General features: G+C 34.0%; 5 protein-coding genes. All 5 read right to left on the bottom strand.

Annotated elements, in window-relative coordinates; all coding sequences use genetic code 11:
• Positions 1-1,927, bottom strand: a 1,927-nt coding sequence (locus OIU80_RS19995; protein ID WP_264288738.1) for a condensation domain-containing protein, incomplete at its 3' end; no start/stop codon positions are given.
• A gap of 30 nt (positions 1,928-1,957) precedes the next feature.
• Complete coding sequence (locus tag OIU80_RS19990) at positions 1,958-9,880, bottom strand: non-ribosomal peptide synthetase/type I polyketide synthase (RefSeq protein WP_264288737.1); 7,923 nt, start codon at positions 9,878-9,880, stop codon at positions 1,958-1,960.
• Positions 9,881-9,900: 20 nt separating this feature from the next.
• The gene (locus OIU80_RS19985) at positions 9,901-16,506 is read right to left on the bottom strand and encodes a non-ribosomal peptide synthetase (protein WP_264288736.1); all 6,606 of its coding nucleotides are present in this window, start codon (positions 16,504-16,506) and stop codon (positions 9,901-9,903) included.
• Entirely contained in the window at positions 16,494-24,467 is a 7,974-nt protein-coding gene (locus tag OIU80_RS19980) for a non-ribosomal peptide synthetase/type I polyketide synthase (protein WP_264288735.1), read from the bottom strand. The genes OIU80_RS19985 and OIU80_RS19980 overlap by 13 nt, the downstream gene beginning before the upstream one ends.
• Before the next feature lie 13 nt (positions 24,468-24,480).
• On the bottom strand, positions 24,481-26,887 hold a 2,407-nt coding region (locus tag OIU80_RS19975; protein ID WP_264288734.1), incomplete at its 5' end, for a non-ribosomal peptide synthetase.

The following is a 26,887-nucleotide window of genomic DNA, read 5'->3' as shown; positions in this document are numbered from 1 at the left end:
TATAATCAATTCGCTCTTGTGGAATTGTAGGATCAATAGGTACATAGGCACCTCCAGCTTTTAATACCGCCAATATCCCAATAACCATTTCCAGACTTCTGTCCAGACACAAGGCAATAAGCGTGTCGGGAGTAAGTGCTCTTTGTGTTTTTTCTTGATACTGCTCTCGAATGTAACGTGCTAACTGATTGCTCTTTTCATTAAGCTCATTATAGGTTAATTCCTTTCCTTCATAAACCAAAGCAATAGCATTTGGAGTCTTTAGCACCTGTTCTTCAAACATTTGATAAATCGTCTTCTCATTTGAATACGCCTTATCCGTTGCATTCCAATTGTAAACAAGTTCTTGGTGGTCTGTTGGAGATAACAAACTGATTTCATTATAAGCTTTATTAGGAGCTTTAGTTAACTCCTCTAAAAGATGAACGTAATGATCGGTTAACCTAACTATTGTGTCTTTATGAAACAAGCTAGTAGCATAACTAATCTCACCTGTGAGTTCTTCCTCACTATCATCAATAAAAATAGACAAATCAAATTTTGCTACCTCATAAACATCTCCTATCTCAAAAGGTCTAAGGTAATTTTTCTGATCATTGGACGTTCTCTCAGAAGTACCAAAACCTTTTACTCCAAACAGAACCTGAAAAACAGGGTGTCTTGAGGCATCACGTTCAACACCTAATCTATCAATTAATTTCTCAAAAGGTAAGTCCTGATGTAATTGACTATTTATTTGTTCTTGATGTACTTGTTGAATCAATGCTTCAAAACTTTGAGAATCGGTAAGCTGTGTTCTGTGCGCTTGTGTATTGACAAAAAAACCAATCAATCCCTCTGTTTGCCTATGATGACGGTTGGCTATTGCAGTACCAATCACAATATCATTTTGTCCAGTATATTTACTCAATAGAATATTCACGCTACTTTGCATCAAACTGTTTAAGGTTGTCCCACACTGATGTGCTAATGAGCGTAATTTTTGACTAAGCCCTTTATCAAGTCTAAACTCCTGATGATCCCCTCTATAATCTATTTCTGCAGGTCTGGCATAATCTGTAGGAAATTCCAAAGTCTGAAATCCAGAGAGTTTCTCTTTCCAATAACTTAATTGCTTTTCTAAGATTTCCCCAGTCAAATAATCGCGTTGCCACAACGTATAATCCTTGTATTGAATCTCTAATTCAGGTAAACTGAAGTTTTTATCGTTGTTAATGTAAGCTTGATAATAAGCCGATAATTCTCTTTGAAATACCTCCATCGACCAGCCATCACTGGCAATATGATGTATTGTAATGAGTAATATTCTTTTATTTAATGAATCATCAGCTGCTGATTCGATAGTATAAAACGTAATGCGGATAGGATATTCTGTACCTAAATTAAAAGGGCGGTTGATGTCTTCTTCAATCAAGGACTGATAATCATCGGTATCCATTACACGAACTTCTTCAATAGGAAGCGCTCCATCGTGTACTTTCTGAATACCTTGTTCCTGAACTTCGCTTTGTTCAATGGTACTTCGCAATACTTCATGTCTTGAAACAATCTGTTGCAAGGCATATTTTATACCTTCTTTATCTGTAGTCACATCAAGTTCATATACGCCAGGCATATGATAAGCATTGGCACCTTGTTCATATTGCTCGATAAACCACAAACGTTCTTGAGCAAAACTTAAAGGAAAATACAATTGAGTTGTATCTTTTAAAATTTTATTCTTCAGAAATTCTTTATCTGATGAAATATTATTATCCTCAAGGATTTTAATGATCTGATTTTTATTGGTATTTATAAATTCATTTGTTTCTTGATTTTGAAACGCTTTTGGAGCAGAAAATTTAATTTTATCATTATCTACCCAAATTGCCCCAGCGCTTAATCTTAATTCATTAAAAAAAACATTAATATTTCTTAGCTTATTCATAATTTATTATATTTTATTATGGATATTTAATTAAAATTCCATTTGAACATTCTCAGATGCGATTTCCAAAACCTGAATATTTTCAGCAAGGGCTTTGCAATTTTTAAATCGAAAAATATCAGCAATTTTTACATCAGCATCAAATATTGCGCTCATACGGTGAGAAAATTGTGTCGCAAGAATTGAATTTCCACCAAGTTTGAAGAAATCATCATGAATAGATATTTGCTCTAACCCAAGGATATTGGCAAATATTATAGCCACCTGAAATTCTTTTTCCGAATAACCATCTTCTATAATCTTTATCTGCTGGTTATCTGATGGGATTTCGTTTTGGCTAAACAATGTTGATTTTAATGTGTGTATGTCTAATTTTGATACGACAACTTGTCCATAACTAGTTTGATTTATTAATCTATAAAACAATTCAGCCCCTTCATTTTGTTTTACTGTATTCAAATGAAGAAGGTTACTTAAACCAGTTAACGGTTTTATAGTTTCTACTGAACTGATGCTATCTTCTCTAACCATGCCTGTGTCAGACCAACCCGGCCAATTGACTGCAAGAATGTTTATGTTTTTAAAATTCTTTTTATCCATTGCTAAGTAATCAAGGTAGCTATTAGCCGCACAATACTCCAAACGGTTAATATCTCCCATGATACTCGATAAAGATGAAGTAAAGGCTATGAACTTAACAGAAGTCAAATCAATAACATTTAATATATTATTGATACCATAAACCTTACCTCCCAAAACATTTTTTATGTTTGTTAAATTGTATTCTTCTATATCTAGAGATTTGACGCCGGCAGTATGAATAATTCCTTTGATAGAACCATAAACATTTTGCATGTTTTTGATTACCGTTTCTACTTGTTGAGAATTAGAAATGTCAAAACACTGAATATCTACAGATGAATTATTCGCTATAATTTCCTCAATTATTTTGAATTTGGACCTAACATAATCAGATGGATTCTGTTCATCATATATATTTCTTCTACTGACTAAAATAAATTTGACACGGTTCTTTTCCGAAATATATTTAGCAACAGATAATGCAACACCACCTAAACCTCCTGTTATTAAAATAACATCCCCGTCTTCAATTATTCTTTCTTCTACTAATGAATTATTTATATTTTCAAATCGTTCTATCCATAATTTTCCGAACCTGATAGCTAATAGTTCATCTGATTTTTTATAGGCTTCATTACTTACAACTTGAGAAATACTTGATTCTGCATTATTGTAATTGTGTCCAATATCAATCACCCTAGCATCTAAATTTAGAAACTCATGATTGATATTTCGTATAGCCCCAACTAAAGTACCATTGAATGGGTTAATACTATCTTCACTAGTAATTTGTGTTAATCCATTAGTTAATACAACTAATTTTTTGAAACCGTTACTGTTTAATAAATATTGGCGAATTAAAAATAAAGAGTAAAAACTATTACTCAATTTATCATCTGATTGGGAAGTATTATCAATGGAACAGCAATGAATAACCATATCAAAAATAATCTGCTTAGTCTTGAAATAGGAACCTAGATTTTTAAAATGATCTTCATTTTCAGAATTAATTTTTATAGTTTCAGAATAATCAATTTGATCTATATTCGAATCTATTATCACTAATTGAATTTCCTCACATAAACTCTGAAAATCAAATAGATCCATTTGATCTTCTCTAATAAAAATCAAGGCTTTTTTTGCAACAGAATTGATACCTTTATTAACGTTGAAACTCGATACTGCTGACCACACCGGAGCACTCAGCCATTTTTCTTTAGGGAGCAATGCCAGTTGATCTTGTGGTTGGGTTTCTTTGCCTCTTTCTAACCAGTATTTTTGAAAATCAAATTGATACACTGGCAAATTACCAAGTAACTTTGCTTGTTTAAAGAATTCAACTTCGTTAGGTTTTTCAACAACTCCATTCATCCAAAGTTTAACGATAAGTAGTTCTTTATTGCGTAAACCATTTTCTACATTTTCCTGTGCTTCTTTTGCAGAGCATAATAACTGTACTGATTGTAGATATTGGTAGTTATTCCCTTTTTTATAAGTATTGACAAATGAACCCAATCCTTTGCCTGGTCCCACTTCGATGAAGCTAACTTGATGGTTAAATTGTTTACTTAAGGTGTTGATTCCTTCTGCAAATTGAACCGTATTCCGAAGCTGATTACACCAATATCTAGCAGAAGTGACTTCAGCTGTAGCAAACTCTCCTGTTAAATTTGAAATGAATTTCTTCTTAGGTGTATTTAATTTTACATCTGAAAATACCTTTTCAAATTTATCCAGAATCCCTTCCATCATAACAGAATGATAGGCATGCGATACGTTTAATTTTATACTTATAATTCCTTGATTCTCTAATGCCGTTTTCAGGCTTTGAATCTTATCATGACTACCTGAAATCACAATGTTTTCTAAAGAGTTGATAACAGCGATTTCGCAATGGTATTCTTTTACTATTTCCTGAATATCGATTTCGGTGGAATGAATAGCAAGCATACTGCCCGACTCCATAGACTGCATAAGTTGCCCTCTGGAAATTACTATTTTTATGGCATCTTCTAAACTAAAAACTCCAGATAAAGTAGCTGCCACATATTCTCCTATACTGTGACCAATATAAGCGTCTGCTTTAACTCCTAAATGTGTCAAGTACTCTGACAAGCCATATTCGATAATAAATAAGGTTACTTGAGACCATTCTGTTTGGTTAATATCGTATAAATCTCCTGCATCAGGATACATAATCTGATACAAGTCCACTTCTAGATGTTGGTTAGCAATGGAAATACATTTATCAATAGTAGTCTTAAAAATCGGTTCATTCTCATACAGCGCTTTTGCCATATTGATGTATTGTGCTCCTTGTCCCGGAAACATGAATACTGTTTTTGCATTGCTTTCCGTAGTTACCTCAGTGGTAATGGCATTTTCTTTTAATTCAGCAATCAAATCATCAATTGTCTGGGCGCAATAGGCACTTCTATACTGAAATTGCTCTTTCTTTTCTTGTAAACTATAGGCAATATCTCGAATAGTAACTGATTGCTGAGTATTTTGTATTCCTGCTAAATAACTTAACAAGGCTCTTTTATTCTGTTCCAATGATGGTCCGCTTTTGGCAGATAGAGGAACAATGTATTTTATCGAATGATACTCTTCTGTTATTGTGGTTTCCTGCGGCTCTTTTGTTGGAGCAACATAATCTCCAATAATCACATGTGCATTTGTACCTCCAACGCCAAAAGAACTCACTCCAGCCAAACGTTGTTTTTCCTGATTAGGCAACCAATCGCGGTTTTGTTTAAGAATCTCAAAGTTGGTTTGTTCTAAACCAAGCTCTGGGTTAGGGCTCTCAAAATTAACCTGTCCAGGAAGAATATTGTGCTGAAGCATTGCACAAACCTTAATTAAACTGGCTGTACCTGCAGCAGAATCTGCATGACCAATATTGGCTTTCACTGCTCCCAGTACCGTTTTACGACTCAATGGTTTTTCTTTATCTTCATTGAAAGCAAAAGCTTCTCTTAAGGCTTGTACTTCTATCGGGTCACCTAAATGAGTAGCAGTACCATGGCACTCCACATAATCAATTTCATCGGAACTGACTCCTGCCATACGTTGGGCATTAATAATACACTCGCTCTGACCAATTAGCGAAGGTGCTGTATAACTCGTTTTACGGTCTCCATCATTATTGGTAGCATAACCTTTGATAACCCCTAAAATGGTGTCACCGTCTTTGATGGCATCTTCTAATCGTTTTAGTAAAACAACTCCAACTCCTGATGTTCCAATTGTACCAGAAGCCTTATAATCAAATGTTCGGCAATGGCCATCCTTAGATGAAATCATTCCTTCTTCGTATAAATAACCGATACCATCTGGTGCGCCAAATGATACTCCCCCCGCCAAAGCCATATCGCAAAAGCCAAGTTGCAGATTTTTACAGGCTTCTACCACGGAAACCAATCCTGTAGAACAGGCGGTATTAATCGAAGTAGCTGGACCAGATAGGCCTAGAAAAAAAGCCGTTTTTGTCGCTAAGGCATCCTTGCTGTTTGAGGCAGCCGCTTCCCACATATTGATTTGATCTGCCTTTTCTCCGTTTAGAATATGATTATAGAAATAGTCACTGTTACCGCTTCCTGCAAATACTCCTATATTGTGTTTTTTTCGTTCGTGAGAATAGCCCGAAGACTCTAATACGAACCAACTGTGTTCGATAAATTTACGGATCTGAGGATTCAATTGTTTCGCCTCATTGGGCGATATACCCCAAAATACCGGATCAAAGTTTTCTATACCTTCTACTTGTCCCAATACCGGAACAAAATTTGGCATCTCTAACAACGATTCATCCACTCCTCGTTTTAGACACTCTTCTTTACTGTATAACTCAATACCTTCTTGCTGATTGGCAATTAAGTGCCAAAATTCTGTTGTATTCTCCGCTCCACTAAACGCTCCTGAAGTGCTTATAATTGCAATTTCATGAGCCGTGCTCTCTAACCTGCTCGTTTGAAGTTGATATTTTGATAAAGTAGTAGGACGAATGCTTTGAATAAGTTTTATAATCGAATTGTACTCGAATAAATCCGCAATACTAATCTCTCTAAATTCATTTAATTGGTTCAATTTCTGTTTCAGTTGAAGACTCAAAATCGAATTTCCTCCCATCTTGAAAAAGTTCTGATGAATGCTGACTTGATCGCTTGACAAACCTAGAACTTCGGAATAAATAACACAGAGTTTGATTTCTAATTCCGTCTCGGGCTTAACATAATCTATTACCGTGTTGAACTCAGGATCTGGTAAGGCATGTTTGTCTAATTTACCATTGATTGTTAGTGGAAAGGATTCCATTGTCACCAAAGCCGTAGGAACCATATAATCCGGCAAGACTCGCGACAACTTCTCCATAATTGATGCCTGATCGATTGTAAGATCACTCGCATCTAACACATAATAACCTACCAAGTATTTAGTGGTAACTGTTTCAGTCTTTCTTTCTTTAGCCAAAACTGACACCTGCTTGATTCCTTCAATTTGAGACATGGCGTATTCAATCTCGCCCAACTCGATACGATATCCTCGAATTTTGACTTGGTCGTCTCCTCTTCCTATGTATTCTAAATTTCCATCTGACAGCCAGCGTACCAAATCTCCTGTTTTATACAATCTGGTGTAGCCTTTGGCTTTATCAGCTTCGGTAGCAAAGTGATTCTCAATAAAACGTCCCGCTGTTAAGTCCGGACGATTCAGATATCCACGCGATAAACTTGCGCCACCTATGTACAACTCACCAATCACTCCAACTGGAACTGGAGCATTGTTGCTGTCTAAAACATAGGCATTTGTATTATTTATTGGTTTCCCAATTTTTGTATTTAAATCACCTTCTCTGTATTGGTGCATCGTAGTATAAACTGTGCCTTCGGTTGGACCATAAGCATTTATCAATTTACGACCATTACTCCATCTATTCAAACATCCAACAGAATTAACTCCTCCTCCAACATGAATCGTCTTTAATTTATTTAATGCTAAATATTCAAACGATTCTAATAAATCTGCAGGAACTGTAAGATGCGTAATTTCTTCTGAAGCAATGTGTTTCATAAGATTACCATTTTGCTTAATCTCTTCAGAAATAATATGAAGCGTACCGCCTGCAATTAATGTCGGATAAATTTCTGAAACAGCTCCATCAAAAGACGTTGAGATAATCTGAGAAGATATCGTTTGTTCATCAATATCAAAAGCTTCAATGATATTGAAAGTCAGATTGTTCAAATTACTATGTGTTAATTCAACTCCTTTAGGTTTACCTGTAGTTCCTGATGTATATATAACATACGCTAAATCATCGGGTTGAATAACTTTTTTAGGTAATTGATCTGAGATACTAATGGCATCTAATTGCACATCAATTGAAAACAAATTTCCTTTATAAAAATCTAAATCAAAGATGTAATCTACTTGTGTAATTAATACCTTAAGTGATGTGTCCTCGATAATATGCTCCTTACGATTTAAAGGATATTCAGGATCTATACACACATATGCAGCACCAGCTTTTAAAATACCTAAAATGGCTATGATTGTCATTTCAGACCTATCCAGCATAATACCTATCAAATCATTTCTCTGAGTATCATAAGTTTCAATTAAATAGCTGGCCAATTTATCCGATTCTTCATTGAGTTGCTGATAGGTAAGTTCTTTTTTACCAAATACAATAGCATTATGATTTGGTGTTCTTACTACCTGTTCTTCAAATAAATCTACAACTGACTTAGTTTTCTCATACGCTCTATTTGTAGCATTCCAATCACAAACAAGCTGATTTAATTCTTTTTCACTCAGTAAATTGATTTGGGCGTATGGCTTCTCTGGTGTTTTTGTTAATTGCTCAAGCAGATTTATGAAATGACTAAGAAGTCTTTCTATCGTCTCATCTTTAAATAAGCTTTTAGCATAACTTAAAATTCCGGTAAGCTCCTCTTCGCTATCATCAATATAAATGGAAATGTCAAGCTTTTCAACTCCTTCTACATTTTCTATTTCGTAAGGGTTCAAAAAGTTCTTCTCTTGACTTATCGTTTTACCTTGTCCTCCAAAACTTTGAACTGCAAATAACACCTGAAAAATGGGATGTATCGAAGTATTACGCTCACCTCCTAATTCATCCACTATTTTTTCAAAAGGCAAGTCCTGATACAATTGTGCATCGATTTGATCCTGATGAACTTGCTCTATTAATTCTTTAAAACTTTGGCTTTTATTAAGTAGTGTTCTATTCACTTGGGTATTGACAAAAAAACCAATAAGTTCTTCCGTTTGACGGTGATGGCGATTGGCAACAGGACTACCAATCACAATGTCATCCTGATTAGTATATTTACTAAACAAAATATTTATACTACTTAACATAACACTGTTTAATGTTACGCCACATTGCTGAGCTAGTCCTCTTAATTTTTTACTAACTTCTTTGCTTATTGTAAATCCTTGACCTCCACCATTGTAATCAATTGCAGCTGGTCTGGTATAATCCTTCGGAAATTCTAAAGTCTGATATCCTGACAATTTTTCTTTCCAATAACTTAGCTGCTTTTCTAAGATTTCCCCAGTCAAATAAGATCTTTGCCACAACGAATAATCTTTATATTGAATCTCTAATTCAGGTAAGCTGAAGTCTTTATCGTTTCTAATATAAGCTTCATAATAGGCTCGAAATTCTTTGTGAAATATATCTTTAGACCAGCCATCACTAGCAATATGGTGCGTAGTAATTACCAATAATGTTTTATTTAATAAATCATCCGATGCTGATTTAATGTTATAAAACTTTATACGAATAGGAAATTCTATATTTAATTTAAATGGTTGCTTAATTTCTTCTTTGATTAGATTTCTACAATCTTCTAAATCAGATACTACAATTTCTTCAATAAATAAAGAATCATTATGTACTACCTGAACACTGGTATTTTGATTTTCCCTTTGTTCAATAGTACTTCTTAATACTTCATGTCTTGATACAATCTTTTCCAGAGCGTATTTTATACCTTCTTTATCTGTATCAATTTCTAATTCATATACTTCATGTAAATTAAAAGCGTTAGTTCCTTCCTCAAACTGTTCTATAAACCACAAACGTTCTTGACCAGGACTTAATGGATAATATGTTAGAGTACTATCCCTGAATATTTCCGTATCTAAAAACTTCTCCTTAGAAAAAATTTGATTTTCATTAAGAATGGAGGCTATTTTTCCTTTATTATTTACAAGAAAATTTTTTGTTTCCTCGTTTTGAAATTTTTTGGGTATTGAAAATTGAATTGTTTCATTATCAAGCCAAATAGCACCTTCATTAATCCTAAATTCATAAAACATGATCTCTATATTATCCATTCGTTTCTTGCTTAAAATTTTTATATTATTGACAACTCAAAACTGATATTCTCATCATTTACTTTTTTTGCCTTACACTTTTCAATTATTAGACTAATAATTTTAAATTTAAAAATATCAGCCACTTTAACATTAGATCCCAATACCTTACTCATACGATGTGAAGCCTGAATCGCCAAAATAGAATTACCGCCTATTTTGAAAAAATCATCAGTGATTCCCACTCGGTCTAATGCAAGTAAGCTCATCCAAATCTCACAAACTGCTGTTTCTATTTCGGTGGTTGGAGCAACATAATCTGCTCCAGAAGAAGTAAATTCCGGATTAGGTAAGGCGCGTTTGTCTAATTTACCATTGATTGTTAATGGAAAGGATTCCATTGCTACCAAAGCCGTAGGAACCATATAATCTGGCAAGACTTCTGATAATTTATTTTGAATATCAACCGAAGTCATATCGTAATCCGATACATAATAACCTACCAAGTATTTAGTAGTAGCTGTTTCAGTTTTTCTTTCTTTAGCCAACACACACACCTGATTGATTCCATCAATTTGAGACATGGCGTGTTCGATCTCGCCCAACTCGATACGATACCCTCGAATCTTAACTTGGTCGTCGTTTCTACCAAGATATTCTATATTCCCATCTGCCAACCAACGTACTAAATCGCCTGTTTTATACAATTTTGTATAACCTTTCGCTTTATCAGCTTCGGTAGCAAATGGATTGTTTACAAAACGCTCCGCTGTTAATTCAGGACGGTTCAGATAGCCTCTGGATAAACCCGCTCCTCCTAAATACAATTCGCCTATAACTCCTGTAGGAACAGGCATTTGATTAGAAGACAAAACATACACTTGGGTATTTTGAATAGGCTGACCGATTTGTTCTACCTCATCTGTTAGTATTTGTTTTCCTAATGCATAAATACTAGCTTCCGTTGGTCCATAATAATTAAACAGTTTTACTTTACCTGACCATAATTTTGCTGTTTGTTTATCGCAAGGTTCTCCAGCGTATATCAAACTAATTAAATCTGACGTTATATTTTGCTCTAATTGACTTAATAAAACAGGTGGTAAATAAGCTAAATTAATTTTGTGAGTCGAAAAATAATTGGATAAAGCAATACTATCAACCCTAATCGAATTAGATAGAATATGCAACTCTAATCCTTGTAAAAGACTGCTGAATAGTTCGGATACAGAAACATCAAAAACATAAGATGTATAGGCTGTTACCCTTTTAATTTTCTGCTCATCATAAACACTAAATAAATTATTGATCGTATTTGAAGCTGCCTTATGTTCAATCATCACCCCTTTAGGTTTTCCTGTAGTTCCTGATGTATAAATCACATAAGCCAAATCAGTGGATTCACTCTGTTGCCCAAGATTAATATTGTCTTCTCTCAGGTAGAGTTCTTCTGTTAAATCGATGTAAACAACTTTATCCTGCGGTAGTGTCTTTTCGTCTAAATGTCTTTGACTTAAAACAATCGCTGCTTGGGTATCTTCCAAGATATAATCAATCCTTTCCTGAGGATAACTTGGGTCGATAGGCACATAAGCGCCACCAGCTTTTAATACTGCTAATATTCCAATAACCATTTCTAGGCTTCTGTCCAGAAATAAGGCAATAAGCGTGTCGGGAGTAAGTAATTGTTGTGTTTTTTCTTGATACTGCTCTCGAATATAACGTGCTAACTGATTGCTTTTTTCGTTAAGTTCTCGGTAAGTCAACGATTTGTTTTCAAATACTATTGCTACATTATTTGGAGTCTTTTCTACTTGTTCTTCAAACAATTCCTGAATCGTTTTGTCTTTCGGATACTCCTTTTCCGTTGCATTCCAATTGTAAACAAGCTGATTATACTCTACCGAAGTAAGCAAACTAATTTCATTATACGCTTTATTAGGAGCTTTAGTTAACTCTTCTAAAAGATGAACGTAATGATCGGTTAACCTAACTATTGTGTCCTTATGAAACAAGCTAGTAGCATAGCTAATCCCACCAGCAAGTTCTTCCTCACTATCATCAATAAAAATAGACAAATCAAATTTTGCTACCTCATAAACATCTTCTACCTGAAAAGGTTTAAGGTAATTTTTCTGATCATTAGACGTTCTCTCAGAAGTACCAAAATTCTGTAATCCAAACATAACCTGAAAAACAGGATGTCTTGAAGCATCGCGTTCAACTTCCAACTCATCAATTAATTTCTCAAAAGGTAAATCCTGATGTAATTGAGTATTTATTTGTTCTTGATGTACTTGTTGGATTAATGCTTCAAAACTTTGAGAAGTGGTAAGCTGGGTTCTGTGCGCTTGTGTATTGACAAAAAAACCAATCAATCCCTCTGTTTGCCTATGATGACGGTTGGCTATTGCAGTACCAATCACAATATCATTTTGTCCTGTATATTTACTCAAGAGAATATTCACGCTACTTAACATCAAACTGTTTAAGGTTATTCCGTACTGATGCGCTAATGAGCGTAATTTTTGACTAAGCCTTTTATCAAGTGTAAACTCCTGATGATTCCCTCTATAATCTATTTCTGCAGGTCTGGCATAATCCGTAGGAAATTCCAAAGTCTGAAATCCAGAGAGTTTCTCTTTCCAATAACTTAGCTGTTTTTCTAAGATTTCTCCAGTCAAATAACTGCGTTGCCACAACGCATAATCCTTGTATTGAATCTCTAATTCAGGTAAACTGAAGTTTTTATCGTTGCTAATATAAGCTTCATAATATGCCGATAATTCTCTTTGAAAGATCTCCATCGACCAGCCATCACTGGCAATATGATGCATTGTAATGAGTAATATTGTTTTATTAACCGAATCATCAGCTGCTGATTCAATAGTATAAAACGTAATACGAATAGGATATTCGGTACTTAAATTAAATGGACGGTTGATGTCTTCTTCAATCAAGGAATGATAATCATCGGTATCCATTACACGAACTTCTTCGATAGAAAGCGCTTCATTGTGAACTTTCTGAATACCATGTTCCTGATCTTCGCTTTGTTCAATAGTACTTCGCAATACTTCATGTCTTGAAACAATCTGTTGCAGGGCGTATTTTATACCTTCTTTATCTGTAGTTACATCAAGTTCATACAAACCTGGCATATGATAAGCATTGGTGCCTTGTTCATATTGCTCGATAAACCACAGGCGCTCTTGAGCAAAGGAAAGTGTACCTTGATTGGAATTTATTTTTGGGATAATTATTTGTGATTGTCCTGTAGCATGAACCAATAATTTAGATATGGTTTTGTACTTAAAAATATCAGCCACTTTAACATTAGATCCTAATAATTGGCTCATACGATGTGAAGCCTGAATCGCCAAAATAGAATTACCTCCTATTTTGAAAAAATCATCAGTGATTCCCACTCGGTCTAATGCAAGTAAGCTCATCCAGATTTCACAAACTGCTGTTTCTATTTCGGTGGTTGGAGCAACATAATCTACTTCAGAAGAAGTAAACTCGGGATCCGGTAAAGCGCGTTTGTCTAATTTACCATTGATTGTTAATGGAAAGGATTCCATTACTACCAAAGCCGAAGGAACCATATAATCTGGTAAGACTTCTAATAATCTATTTTGAATATCAACCGAAGTCATATCGCAATCCGAGACATAATAACCTACCAAGTATTTAGTGGTAGCTGTTTCAGTCTTTCTTTCTTTAGCCAACACACACGCCTGATTGATTCCATCAATTTGAGATATTGCGTGTTCGATCTCGCCCAACTCAATACGATACCCTCGAATCTTAACTTGGTCGTCGTTTCTACCAAGATATTCTATATTCCCATCTGCCAACCAACGTACTAAATCGCCTGTTTTATACAATTTTGTATAACCTTTCGCTTTATCAGCTTCGGTAGCAAATGGATTATTTACAAAACGCTCCGCTGTTAATTCAGGACGGTTCAGATAGCCTCTGGATAAACCCGCTCCTCCTAAATACAATTCGCCTATAACTCCTATAGGAACAGGCATTTGATTAGAAGACAAAACATACACTTGGGTGTTTTGAATAGGCTGACCGATTTGTTCTACCTCATCTGTTAGTATTTGTTTTCCTATTGCATAAATACTAGCTTCAGTTGGTCCATAATAATTAAACAGTTTTACTTTACCTGACCATAATTTTGCTGTTTGTTTATCGCAAGGTTCTCCAGCGTATATCAAGCTAATTAAATCTGACGTTATGTTTTGCTCTAATTGACTTAATAAAACGGGTGGTAAATAAGCTAAATTAATTTTGTGAGTCGAAAAATAATTGGATAAACCAACACTATCAATTCTGATTGAATTGGATAGAATATGCAACTCTAATCCTTGTAAAAGACTGCTGAATAGTTCGGATACAGAAACATCAAAAACATAAGATGTATAGGCTGTTACCCTTTTAATTTTCTGCTCGTCATAAACACTAAATAAATTATTGATCGTATTTGAAGCTGCCTTATGTTCAATCATCACCCCTTTAGGTTTTCCCGTGGTTCCTGATGTATAAATCACATAAGCCAAATCGGTAGATTGACTCTGTTGACCAAGATTAATATTGTCCTCATTTTTATACAGTTCTTCTGTTAAATCGATGTAAACCACTTTTTCTTGCGGTAGTGGCTTTTCGTCTAAGTGCCTTTGACTTAAAACAATCGTTGCTTGGGTATCTTCTAAGATATAATCAATCCTTTCCTGAGGATAACTTGGATCAATAGGCACATAAGCGCCACCAGCTTTTAATACTGCCAGTATCCCAATTACCATTTCCAGACTTCTGTCCAGAAATAAGGCTATAAGTGTGTCAGGAGTAAGTAACTGTTGTGTTTTTTCTTGATACTGCTCTCGAATATGATGAGCTAACTGGTTGCTCTTTTCATTTAGCTCCTGATAAGTCAACGATTTGTTTTCAAATACTATTGCTACATTATTTGGAGTCTTTTCTACTTGTTCTTCAAACAACTCTTGAATCGTTTTGTCTTTCGGATACTCCTTTTCCGTTGCATTCCAATTGTAAACAAGCTGATTATACTCTACCGAAGTAAGCAAACTAATTTCGCTATACGCTTTATTTGGCGTTTGTGCCAACTGTTCCAAAAGATAGATATAATGATCCGATAGTCTCGAAATACTCTCTTTATCAAATAAACTTGTGGCATAACTAATTTCACCAGATAACTCTTCTTGGCTATCGTTTATAAAAATGGAAAAATCAAATTTCTCAACCTCATAAACTCCTTCTATTTGACATGCTTTAAGATAATTATTCTGCTGTTCAGAATTATCGAATTGACCTTCAAAACTTTGCACTCCACACATTACCTGAAAAATAGGATGTCTTGAGGCATCTCGCTCAACACCCAATTCATCAATTAATTTTTCAAAAGGTAGGTCTTGATTCAATTGAGCATCGGTTTGATCCTGATGAACTTGTTGAATCAGTTCTTCAAAACTTTGGGAGTTAGTGAGTAAGGTTCTATTGGCTTGTGTGCTAATAAAAAAGCCTATTAAGTCCTGTGTTTGCCTTTGACTTCTACCTGCATTAATGCTTCCTACAACAATATCATCTTGTCCGGTATATTTACCTAAAAGAATATTCACACTAGTTAGTATCAAACTATTCAATGTCACTCCATGACGTTGAGCCAATGCTCGCAATTTTTGACTAATTTCTTTATTAATTCTAAAATTATGAAGAGCTCCGCTATAATCTATCTCAGCTGGTCTTCTATAATTCGTAGGAAATTCTAAAGTTTGAAATCCGGATAATTTTTCTTTCCAATAGTTTAATTGTTTTTCTAAAATTTCTCCAGTCAAATTAGACCTTTGCCACAACGCATAATCCTTATACTGAATCTCTAAATCAGGTAATCTAAAGTTTTTATCTTCCTTAATGTAGGCTTCATAATATGCTGATAACTCTTTTTGAAATACTTCAATAGACCAACCATCACTAACAATATGATGTGTAGTAATCAATAATAAAGTTTTCAATGAATTATCAGAATCCGATTTAATCGTATAAAACTTAACGCGAATAGGATATTCTTTATTTAAATTAAAAGGTTGGTTAATATCTTCTTTTATAAATAAATTACAATCATCAGTCTCGCCTAAGACAATTTCTTCAAAAGACAAAGGCTCGTTATGAACGACTTGAATACCTCCTTCTTGTTTTTTCCCATATTCAATGGTACTTCTAAGCACTTCATGTCTTGAAACAATCTGCTGTAAAGCATACTTTATACCTTCTTTATCAGTTGTCGTATCTAATTCATATACTGCTGGTAAATGATAAACATTCGTTCCCTGTTCATATTGCTCTATAAACCACAAACGTTCTTGAGCAAAAGATAGAAGAGATTCTTGCATATCTGTTTTAAAGATGCGTTTATTTAAAAAATCATCTTCAGATAAAATTTTATTATTAAATAAAAATGATACAATTTCTGATTTTAACTTAATTATAGTGTCTCTTAATTCGAGACTTTTAAAATTGTCGGATATTAATAATTGAATATCATTTCCTTCAACCCATAACAAGGAATCATTTTTCTTAAAATCATATATTAATTTGATTACTTCTATATTGTCCATTTTTCTCTTTTAACATTTACTTTAATAGTATTCTCAACCAAAATATTCTTTAAATTATTTGTGCATTTATGTTTAAACAAATCGGCAATACCAATGTCTATATTAAATAATTCGGTAATTTGATGGGATGCGCGTATCGCAAGAATTGAGTTTCCTCCAATTTTAAAGAAATCGTCATAAATTGATATTTCTTCTAGTCCAAGTATATTAGCAAATACTTTAGCTATTTTGAATTCAGTTTCCGAATAATCATCTTCTAAAATCCTAATTTCTTTATCGGTTGGTTTACTGTTATTAGAACTAAACAGTTTGTCTTTTAATTCTTTTATATTCAACTTAGATACTGCGAGTTGATCGTGTTTTGTCTGATTAATTAAATGGTAAAACAACTCCGAACCTTCATTGTAATCAACAGAATTTAAATACATTAATTTATCTAAATCTTGTGAAAAATTTTGCGTTTTTTTGTTTTCAGATAATTCCTCTTTACTTGTATAATTATCGTACCACCAAAGCCAATTGACAGAAATGATTTTAGTGTTTTTGAATTTTTTCTTATTTACAGCTAAATAATCTAAATAACTGTTAGAAGCACAAAATTCAATTCTATTTGCATCACCAATAAGGCTTGATAGTGATGATTTTGAGGCAATAAAATTCAGATGATTTAAATCGACAGAATTAATTAAATGATCTAATCCATAAATTCTTCCCTTGAAGGCATTTTTAACATTTTTAAATTGATATTCATTAATATCTAGTGGAGATGCACCTTCGGTGTGTATAATACCAGTTATATTGCCATAAGTCACTTTTGTTTTCTCTATAAAAGCATTTACTTTTTCAAAACTGTATAAATCAACACATTCAAATTCAAATGAAGAACCAAATGCTTTAAGTGTTTTAATTATTTCAAATCTTTCAATTTTATAAGCTGATACTATTGAGTCACTATAAATATCATCACTACTTATTAAAATAAATTTTACTTTGTGTTTGCTAGCAATATATTTTGCAGTTGGTAAAGCAAAACTACTTAAGTTACCAGTAATTAAAATAACGTCGCCATCCTTAATTCTGCTTTCATTGGTTGATAAGTTGGGTACATTTTCAAATCGTTCAATCCATAATTTTCCAAATTTGACAGCTAATAATTCATCCGTTTTTTTATAGTTCACATCTTTAACAAGATGATTAATGTGGTTAAAAATGTTTTCATTTTCATAACCAATATCAATTATTCTAGCGTCTAAGTTTAGGAATTCGTTATTGATATTTCTTATGGCTCCAACCAAAGTTCCATTGAATGGATTAATAATGTCATCATTAGTAATTTGTGCTAACCCGTTTGTTAACACCAATAAATTGTCCCTATCAATGTTATTTAACAAATATTGACGAATTAAAAACAAAGAATAAAAACTATAAGATAATGCATGCTCTGAATCAGACAGATTGTTAATTGAGGAGAGATGAATAATCGTTTCAAAGGCAATATTGTTTGCGTTTAAATATTCAGACAATTCTTTAAAATGATTCTCGTTTTGAGGGTTAAGCTTAAACTGATTATTATTTGTTATAAAAATATTTGTATTCTGATAGTTTACATCTAATACTATTAAATGACTGTTTTTTGCTATTATGCTAAAATCATACAAGTTAAGTTGGTCTTCTTTTATAAAAATAAGCGCATTTTTATAAACAGTTACACCAGTTATGTATTGTTTATCCAAATTAAAAGCTGGAACCCACACGGGTGCACTCAACCATTTTTCTTTAGGAAGCAATGCTAATTGGTCTTTCGCTTTAGGCTCTTCGGCTCTTTCCAACCAACATTTTTGAAAATCAAATTGATACACTGGTAAACCTTGCTGCAACTTTGCTTGTTGAAACAAAGCTGGGGGGTTTGGTTGATTGATAATACCATTGATCCAAAGTTTGGCAATAAGCTCTTCTTTACTACTTAACTGATTTTCTTTGTTTTCCTCTGCTTCTTTTGCCGATGCAAACAACTGTACTGATTGTAGGTATTTATAGTTATTCGATTTTTTATAAACATTTATAAAAGAACATAATCCTTTACCAGGACCCACCTCAATAAAACTAACCTGATGGTTGTATTGCACACTTAAAGTGTTTATTCCTTTTGAAAATTGAACCGTATTTCGAAGTTGGTTGCACCAATATTTTGCAGAAGTGACTTCGGCTGTAGCAAACTCTCCTGTTAAATTTGAAATGAATTTCTTCTTAGGTGTATTTAATTTTACATCTGAAAATACCTTTTCAAATTTATCCAGAATCCCTTCCATCATAACAGAATGATAGGCATGCGATACATTCAATTTTATACTTATAATTCCTTGATTCTCTAATGCCGTTTTCAGGCTTTGAATCTTATCATGGCTACCCGAAATCACAATGTTTTCTAAAGAGTTGATAACCGCGATTTCGCAATGGTATTCTTTTACTATTTCCTGAATATCGATTTCGGTGGAATGAACTGCAAGCATACTGCCAGACTCCATAGACTGCATAAGTTGCCCTCTGGAAATTACAGTTTTTATGGCATCTTCCAGACTAAAAACCCCTGATAAAGTAGCTGCCACATATTCTCCTATACTGTGACCGATATAAGCGTCTGCTTTAACTCCTAAATATGTCAAGTATTCCGACATGCTATATTCGATAATAAATAAACAGACTTGAGACCACTGTGTTTGGTTGATGTCAAATTGTGATGGGTTCTCGCTTGGGTACATCACCTCATTCAGATCTACCTCTAGGTGTTGATTCGCAATACCGATACATTTATCAATAACAGCCTTAAAAATAGGTTCATTATCATACAGCGCTTTTGCCATATTGATATATTGTGCTCCTTGTCCCGGGAACATAAATACTGTTTTTGCATTGTGCTGCGTATTGACTTGGTTTTCAATGACACTTCCTTTTAAAGCTGCAATCAATCCCTCAACTGTTTGGGCGCAATAGGCACTTCTATGATTGAATTGCTCTTTCTTTTCTTGTAAACTATAGGCAATATCTCGAATAGTAACTGATTGTTGAGTATTTTGTATTCCTGCTAAATAATTTAATAAGGCTGTTTTGTTTTGTTCCAATGATGATCTGCTTTTCGCAGATAGAGGAACGATGTATTTTATCGGAGAATGTTCTTCGACTATTGTTTTTTCTTGCTCTTTTGTTGGAGCAACATAATCTCCAATAATCACATGCGCATTTGTACCTCCAACGCCAAAGGAACTCACTCCTGCTAAACGTTGTTTTTCCTGATTAGGCAACCAGTCGCGGTTTTGTTTAAGAATCTCAAAGTTGGTTTGTTCTAAACCAAGTTCCAGATTAGGGCTCTCAAAATTAACCTGTCCAGGAATAGTATTATTTTGAAGCATTGCACAAACCTTAATTAAACTGGCTGTACCTGCAGCAGAATCTGTATGACCAATATTGGCTTTCACTGCTCCTAATACTGTTTTATGATTCAAGACTCTTTCTTTGTCTTCATTAAAAGCAAATGCTTCACGCAAGGCTTGTACTTCTATAGGATCACCCAAATGAGTGGCAGTACCATGACATTCTACATAATCAATTTCATTAGAACTCACCCCTGCCATGCGTTGCGCATTGATAATACATTCGCTCTGACCAATGATTGAAGGTGCTGTATATCCTGTTTTACGATCTCCATCATTATTAGTAGCATATCCTTTGATAACACCTAAGATTGCATCTCCATCTTTTACTGCATCTTCCAAACGTTTCAATAAAACAACTCCAACTCCAGAGGCGCCAATAGTACCAGAAGCCTTATAATCAAAAGTTCGACAATGACCATCTTTTGAAGAAATCATTCCTTCTTCGTATAAATAACCAATATCGCCTGGTGTACCTAAAGATGCTCCTCCGGCCAAAGCCATATGACAAACACCAAGTTGTAAGTTTTTACAAGCCTCCACAACGGAAACCAATCCAGTGGAACAAGCTGTATTAATGGAATTGGCTGGACCTGTTAAGCCTAAGAAAAATGCCGTTTTGGTTGCCAACGCATCTTTACTATTCGATGCTGAGGCTTCCCACATGTTAATTTGATCGGACATTTCTCCGTTTAGAATATGATCATAGAAATAGTCACTGTTACCACTTCCTGCAAAAACACCAATGTTATGGTTCTTGCGCTGGTGAGAATACCCTGTCGATTCTAATACAAACCAACTGTGTTCAATAAATTTACGGATCTGAGGATTCAATTGTTTCGCCTCATTGGGTGATATACCCCAAAACAAAGGATCAAAGTTGTCTGTTCCTTCTACATCGCCTGATATTGCAACGAAATTAGGTAAATCTAATAAAGACTCCTCTACTCCAAATTCAACACACTCATCTTTACTGTAAAACTTAATTCCTTCCTGTTGATTAGCAATCAAGTGCCATAATTCTGTAGTATTATTTGCTCCACTAAACGCTCCTGAACTACCTATAATGGCTATTTCATGGCTATTGCTGGCAAAGCTATTGCCCTGAAGTTGATACTTAGACAAACTATTTGGGTCAATACTTTGAATTAGCTTTAAAATCGAATTGTGTTTAAATAAATCAGCAATACTGATGTTATTGAATTCATCCAATCGGTTTAATTTTTGTTTCAATTGAAGACTCAAAATGGAATTACCTCCCATCTTGAAAAAGTTCTGATGAATGCTAACCTGATCGCTAGCCAAACCTAAAACTTCAGCATAAATAACACACAGTTTTATTTCTAATTCTGTCTCAGGCTTGACATAATCCTCAATCGCATTAAAATCAGGATCAGGTAAAGCACGTTTGTCCAATTTGCCATTAATGGTTAATGGTAAAGATTCCATCGCAACCAAGGCGGAAGGAACCATATAATCAGGTAAACCCTGAGATAACTTTTCTAAAATGGAAGTCGAATCAAGGTTTGTATCTTGCGTGCCATCCAATACATAATAACCAACTAAGTATTTGGTACTTCCTACTTCTGTTTTTCTTTCTTTGGCCAAAACACATACTTGCTTGATTCCTTTGATTTGTGAAATGGTATGTTCAATCTCGCCTAATTCAATTCGGTAGCCACGGATTTTAACCTGATCATCGTTTCTTCCTAAGTATTCTAAACTACCATCTGACAACCAACGTACCAAATCTCCCGTTTTGTACAATTTGGTATAACCTTTAGCTTTATCAGCTTCGGTAGCAAATGGATTGTAGATAAAACGCTCCGCAGTTAACTCCGGACGATTCAGATAACCACGAGATAAACTCGCTCCACCTATATGCAATTCGCCAATCACTCCTATGGGAACTGGAACATTGTTAGAATCTAAAACATAATTTTTAAAATTAAAATAAGGCTTACCAATACCCTTAGAACCTATTCCTTTTTTATTTATATATGTTGCCCCAACTGTTGCCTCTGTAGGACCATACTCATCAATTGGATTATCAATATACTTTGAAATGTGAGTTAATTGAAATTCTTCTAATTTTTCCCCACCAATAAATGCTTGTTTTATTTTATAATTACTAAAATAATTCAAAGACAAATTGGCTAATAATGAAGGTGTTCCTTTGACAAAATCAATTTTATTATCAACTAAATACTGTGCATATGAATCAACATCTGTTATTGTATCTGAATAAATAAATATCTTTTTACCCGATAACAATGAAGAAATAGTTGTTGTTACGCTCAAATCGAATGCTAAATTTGTTGAAAAATCAACATTCTTTATTTCAGGTAATAAAACCTCTTTTACATTATTTGAATAATTAATAACCGAATGATGTTCGATCATTACTCCCTTAGGTTTACCAGTAGTTCCTGATGTATAAATGATATAGGCCAGATCAGTAGATTGGGCATATTGCCCAAGGTTTGCAGTATCTTCTTTTAGGTATAGTTCTTCTGACAAATCAATAGTAATAACCTTGTCCTGTGGAAGTTTAACCTGGTTGTTTTCTTTTAACTTTCTTTGACTTAAAACAATAGTCGCCTGAGTATCTTCTAATAAATAATCAATCCTATCCTGAGGATAACTTGGGTCGATAGGCACATAAGTTCCGCCAGCTTTTAGTACTGCCAATATCCCAATAATCATTTCCAGACTTCTGTCCATACACAAAACGATGAGAGTATCTGGAGTAAGAACTCTTTTGTTTTTTTCTTCGTATTGTGCTCTAATATGACGCGCTAACTGATTGCTTTTTTCATTAAGTGCATTATAAGTTAACTCCTCTAAACCAGAAACCAATGCAACATTATTAGGAGTCTTTAGTACCTGTTCTTGAAATAATTCCTGAATGGTTTTATCCTTTGGATACGCTTTATCTGTAGCATTCCTATTGTAAATTAGCTCTTGATAATCCTTTGAAGATAGCAAACTAATTTGACTGTACTCTTTATTGAGATCCTTAGTCAACTCATCTAATAGATAAACATAATGATTCCCTAGTTGAATAATACTCTCTTTAGTAAACAAGCTTGTAGCGTAACTAATAATTCCAAAGAGCTCTTCATCACTATCATCAATGAAAATAGATAAATCAAATTTAGATATTTCGTAAGCATCTTTAAGTTCATACGGTTTAAATGGTGTAGTATCATTGTACTCAAAACCCTCTGTACTAGAACCAAAACTCTGTACCCCAAACATTACCTGAAAAATAGAATGCCTAGAAGTATCTCTATCGACTCCCAATTCGGCTATTAACTTTTCAAAAGGCAAATCCTGATGCAATTGAGCATCAATTTGTCCTTGATACACCTGTTCGATTAGTTCTTTAAAATTTTGGGAAGCATCGAGTTGTGTTCTGTTTACTTGTGTATTTACAAAAAAACCTATTAAACCTTCTGTTTGGTTATGGTGACGATTGGCTATTGCGGTACCAATTACAATATCATTTTGTCCGGTATATTTCCCCAAAAGAATATTTACAGCGCTTAAAAGCAAACTATTTAATGTAACTCCTTCTCGTTGTGCTAAATCACGTAATTTTTTACTAAGTTCTTTATTAAATGAAAACTCTTGGATTGCTCCTCTGTAATCTATAACAGAGGGTCTAGCATAATCTGTAGGAAATTCTAAGGCTTGATAACCTGTCAGCTTTTCTTTCCAATATTTTAATTGCTTCGTTAAATAATCTCCTGTTAAATAATCTCGTTGCCACAAAGCATAATCCTTATACTGAAGCTCTAATTCGGGTAATTTAAATGTCGTGTTGTTTTCTAGATATGCATTATAATATGCTAATACTTCTCTTTCAAATACCTCCTTTGACCATCCATCTGAAGCGATATGATGTATGTTGATTAACAATATCGTCTTATTTATTGTAGCATCAGAACCTGAACAGATGCTATAAAAATTAACTCGAATTGGATATTCATTACTTAAATTGAATGGACGATTGATTTCTTCTGTAATTAACAATTCATAATCATCTGTTTCACTCCATGTAATTTCTAGAATAGAAAGAGATTCTTCATGTACTTTCTGAATAGCATATTCATCATTTTCTCCTTGCTCAATAGTACTTCGCAATACCTCATGTCTTGTGACAATTTGTTGCAAAGCATGTTTTAAGCCTTCTTTATTTATTGTAGCATCAAGTTCATATAAAGCAGGTATATGGAAAGCATTAGTCCCTTCTTCAAACTGTTCGATGAACCACAAACGTTCCTGAGCAAAAGAAAGAAGTGCTTCTTGTGTATTGTGCTTAAACATCAGCTTACTTTGGAATTCGGCTTTTGAAAAAATTTCATTAAAAATCAGAAAATCGTATATTTCAGTTTTAAATTCAGTGATTGTATTTTTTAGCTCATTACTTTTAAAATGGTCGGCAACAAACAACCTAATGCTGTTATTTTCAACCCACAGCATTGAGTCATTATTCTTAAAATCATTTATAATTTTTATTATGCTCATCATCTTAATTTTGTTACAATGAAATTTCCCAATCTTCTCCTTCAATACTCTCAAAAGAAAAACTATTCACTAAAATATCTTTTAGGTTATTAATTGTTTTATGTTTAAAAATATCAGCCACTTTCACATTACATCCCAATATCTTACTCATACGATGCGTCGCTTGTAGAGCCAAAATAGAATTACCTCCTATCTTGAAAAAGTCATCAGTAATACCTACTCGGTCCAAACCAAGTAAATCACTCCAAATTTTGCATACTTCTATCTCTTCTTCCGTTACAGGTGCAACATAATCTGAGTCTGAAGAACTAAAATCAGGATCAGCAAACAAACGTTTGTTTAACTTTCCATTTATTGTCAATGGAAAAGATTCCATCTCAACAAAGGCACTCGGTATCATATAATCCGGTAAGATTCCAGATAAAAAACTCTCAATAGCATCAACCGCTAATCCCGTTTCTTCTACATTCAAAACATAATACCCTACAAGGTATTTAGAACTACCATTTTCAGTAACCCTATCTCTTGCCTGAACACTTACTTGTTTAATTCCAGCAATTTGTGATATCGCATGTTCAATCTCACCCAACTCAATACGATACCCTCGAATTTTAACCTGATCGTCATTTCTTCCTAAATATTCTATAGTACCATCTGCCAACCAACGCACCAAATCGCCCGTTTTATACAATTTGGTATAACCTTTAGTTTTATCCTCTTGCGTCGCAAATGGATTATCCACAAATCGTTCGGCAGTTAACTCCGGACGATTTAAATATCCTCTAGATAAACCAATACCTCCTAAGTATAATTCTCCTATCACACCTATAGGAACAGGAGTTTGATTGGGAGAAAGAATATAAACTTGGGTATTTTGAATAGGCTTGCCTATGTAAACATTTTTAGTCGGAGTAGTTTCATAAAATGTGACATCAATTGAAGCTTCTGTAGGACCATAAAGATTATGTAACTTCAATGATTCACCAATAACATTCTTATACGTTTGTTGAACCGTATTATTATTTAAGGCTTCTCCACTACAGAAAATTTGCTTTATTGAAGGACTAAATATATTCTCTTGTTCTAATAAATAATGATTATAGGCTTCTAACATACTTGGAACAAAATGAAGTGTCGTCACTTTCTCTTTTTGAATCAATTGGTGTAAATACTCGCTATCCTTATGACCTTCTGACTTAGCCATCACAATTTTAGCACCATACCAATTAGCCCATAAAAGTTCCCATACAGAAACATCAAATACATAAGGAGTCTTCTGTAAAACAACATCCTCCGAATTTAAGGGATATCTATTTTGCATCCATTCAATTCTATTAACAATACCTGAGTGATTTAACATCGCTCCTTTAGGCTTCCCTGTGGTTCCTGAAGTGTAAATTACATATGCTAAATCATTTGATTGACTCTGTTGTGGAAGATTCGTCTTTGCCTGAGTTCTATACAATTCTTCAGATAAATCGATATAAACAACCTTCTCTTGTGGTAATTTAGGAGAGTTCTCTAGATGTCTTTGGCTCAATATAATCTGTGCTTGAGTATCTTCCAAAACATAATCTATCCTTTCTTGTGGAAGACTTGGGTCAATAGGAACATATGCGCCTCCAGCTTTTAACACTCCCAAAATTCCGATCACCATTTCAAGGCTTCTCTCCAAGCATAAAGCAATTAGCGTGTCGGCTGTAAGTTCTTTTTGCGTTTTTGCCTTATATCGCGCTCGGATGTGGTGCGCCAACTGGTTGCTCTTCTCATTAAGCTGACCGTAAGTTAATGACTCGCCTTCATAAACCAAGGCAATATTGTTAGGCGTTTTTTCAACTTGATCCTCAAACAACTCCTGAATGGTTTTATCCTTAGAATAGGCTTTATCAGTAGCATTCCAGTCGTGAATAATTTGTTGATAGTCTTCAGAATTCAACAAACTAATTTCATTATGAAACTTACTTGAATTTTGAGTGAGTTCATTTAAAAGATAAACATAATGATTGCTCAATCGAGCAATACTCTCTTTTGTAAATAAACTTGTAGCATAACTAATCTCTCCTAAAAGTTCTTCCTGACTGTCGTCTATAAAAATAGATAAATCATATTTAGCTACTTCATAAACATCTTCAAAGTCATACGGTCTAAAAGGAGTAGCATCGTTATACTCGAAACCATCGTTACTAGAACCAAAACTCTGCACTCCAAACATTACCTGAAAAATAGAATGTCTAGAAGTATCTCTATCGACTCCTAATTCATCTATTAACTTTTCGAAAGGTAAATCCTGATGCATTTGAGCATTAATCTGATCATTATGAACTTCTTGGATTAAATCTTCAAAACTTTGCGAACCATTCAAAATAGTTCTATTTGCCTGCATATTAACAAAAAAGCCAATCAAACTCTCTGTTTGTCTG

This window comes from Flavobacterium frigoritolerans, assembly GCF_025847275.1.
GTDB lineage: Bacteria > Bacteroidota > Bacteroidia > Flavobacteriales > Flavobacteriaceae > Flavobacterium > Flavobacterium frigoritolerans.
This window is presented reverse-complemented; position numbering and strand designations above follow the sequence as displayed.

Coding starts and splice junctions, on each gene's coding strand:
- OIU80_RS19990 (WP_264288737.1), bottom strand. CDS start 9,880: ATGGATAATATAGAGATCATGTTTTATGAATTTAGGATTAATGAAGGT.
- OIU80_RS19985 (WP_264288736.1), bottom strand. CDS start 16,506: ATGGACAATATAGAAGTAATCAAATTAATATATGATTTTAAGAAAAAT.
- OIU80_RS19980 (WP_264288735.1), bottom strand. CDS start 24,467: ATGAGCATAATAAAAATTATAAATGATTTTAAGAATAATGACTCAATG.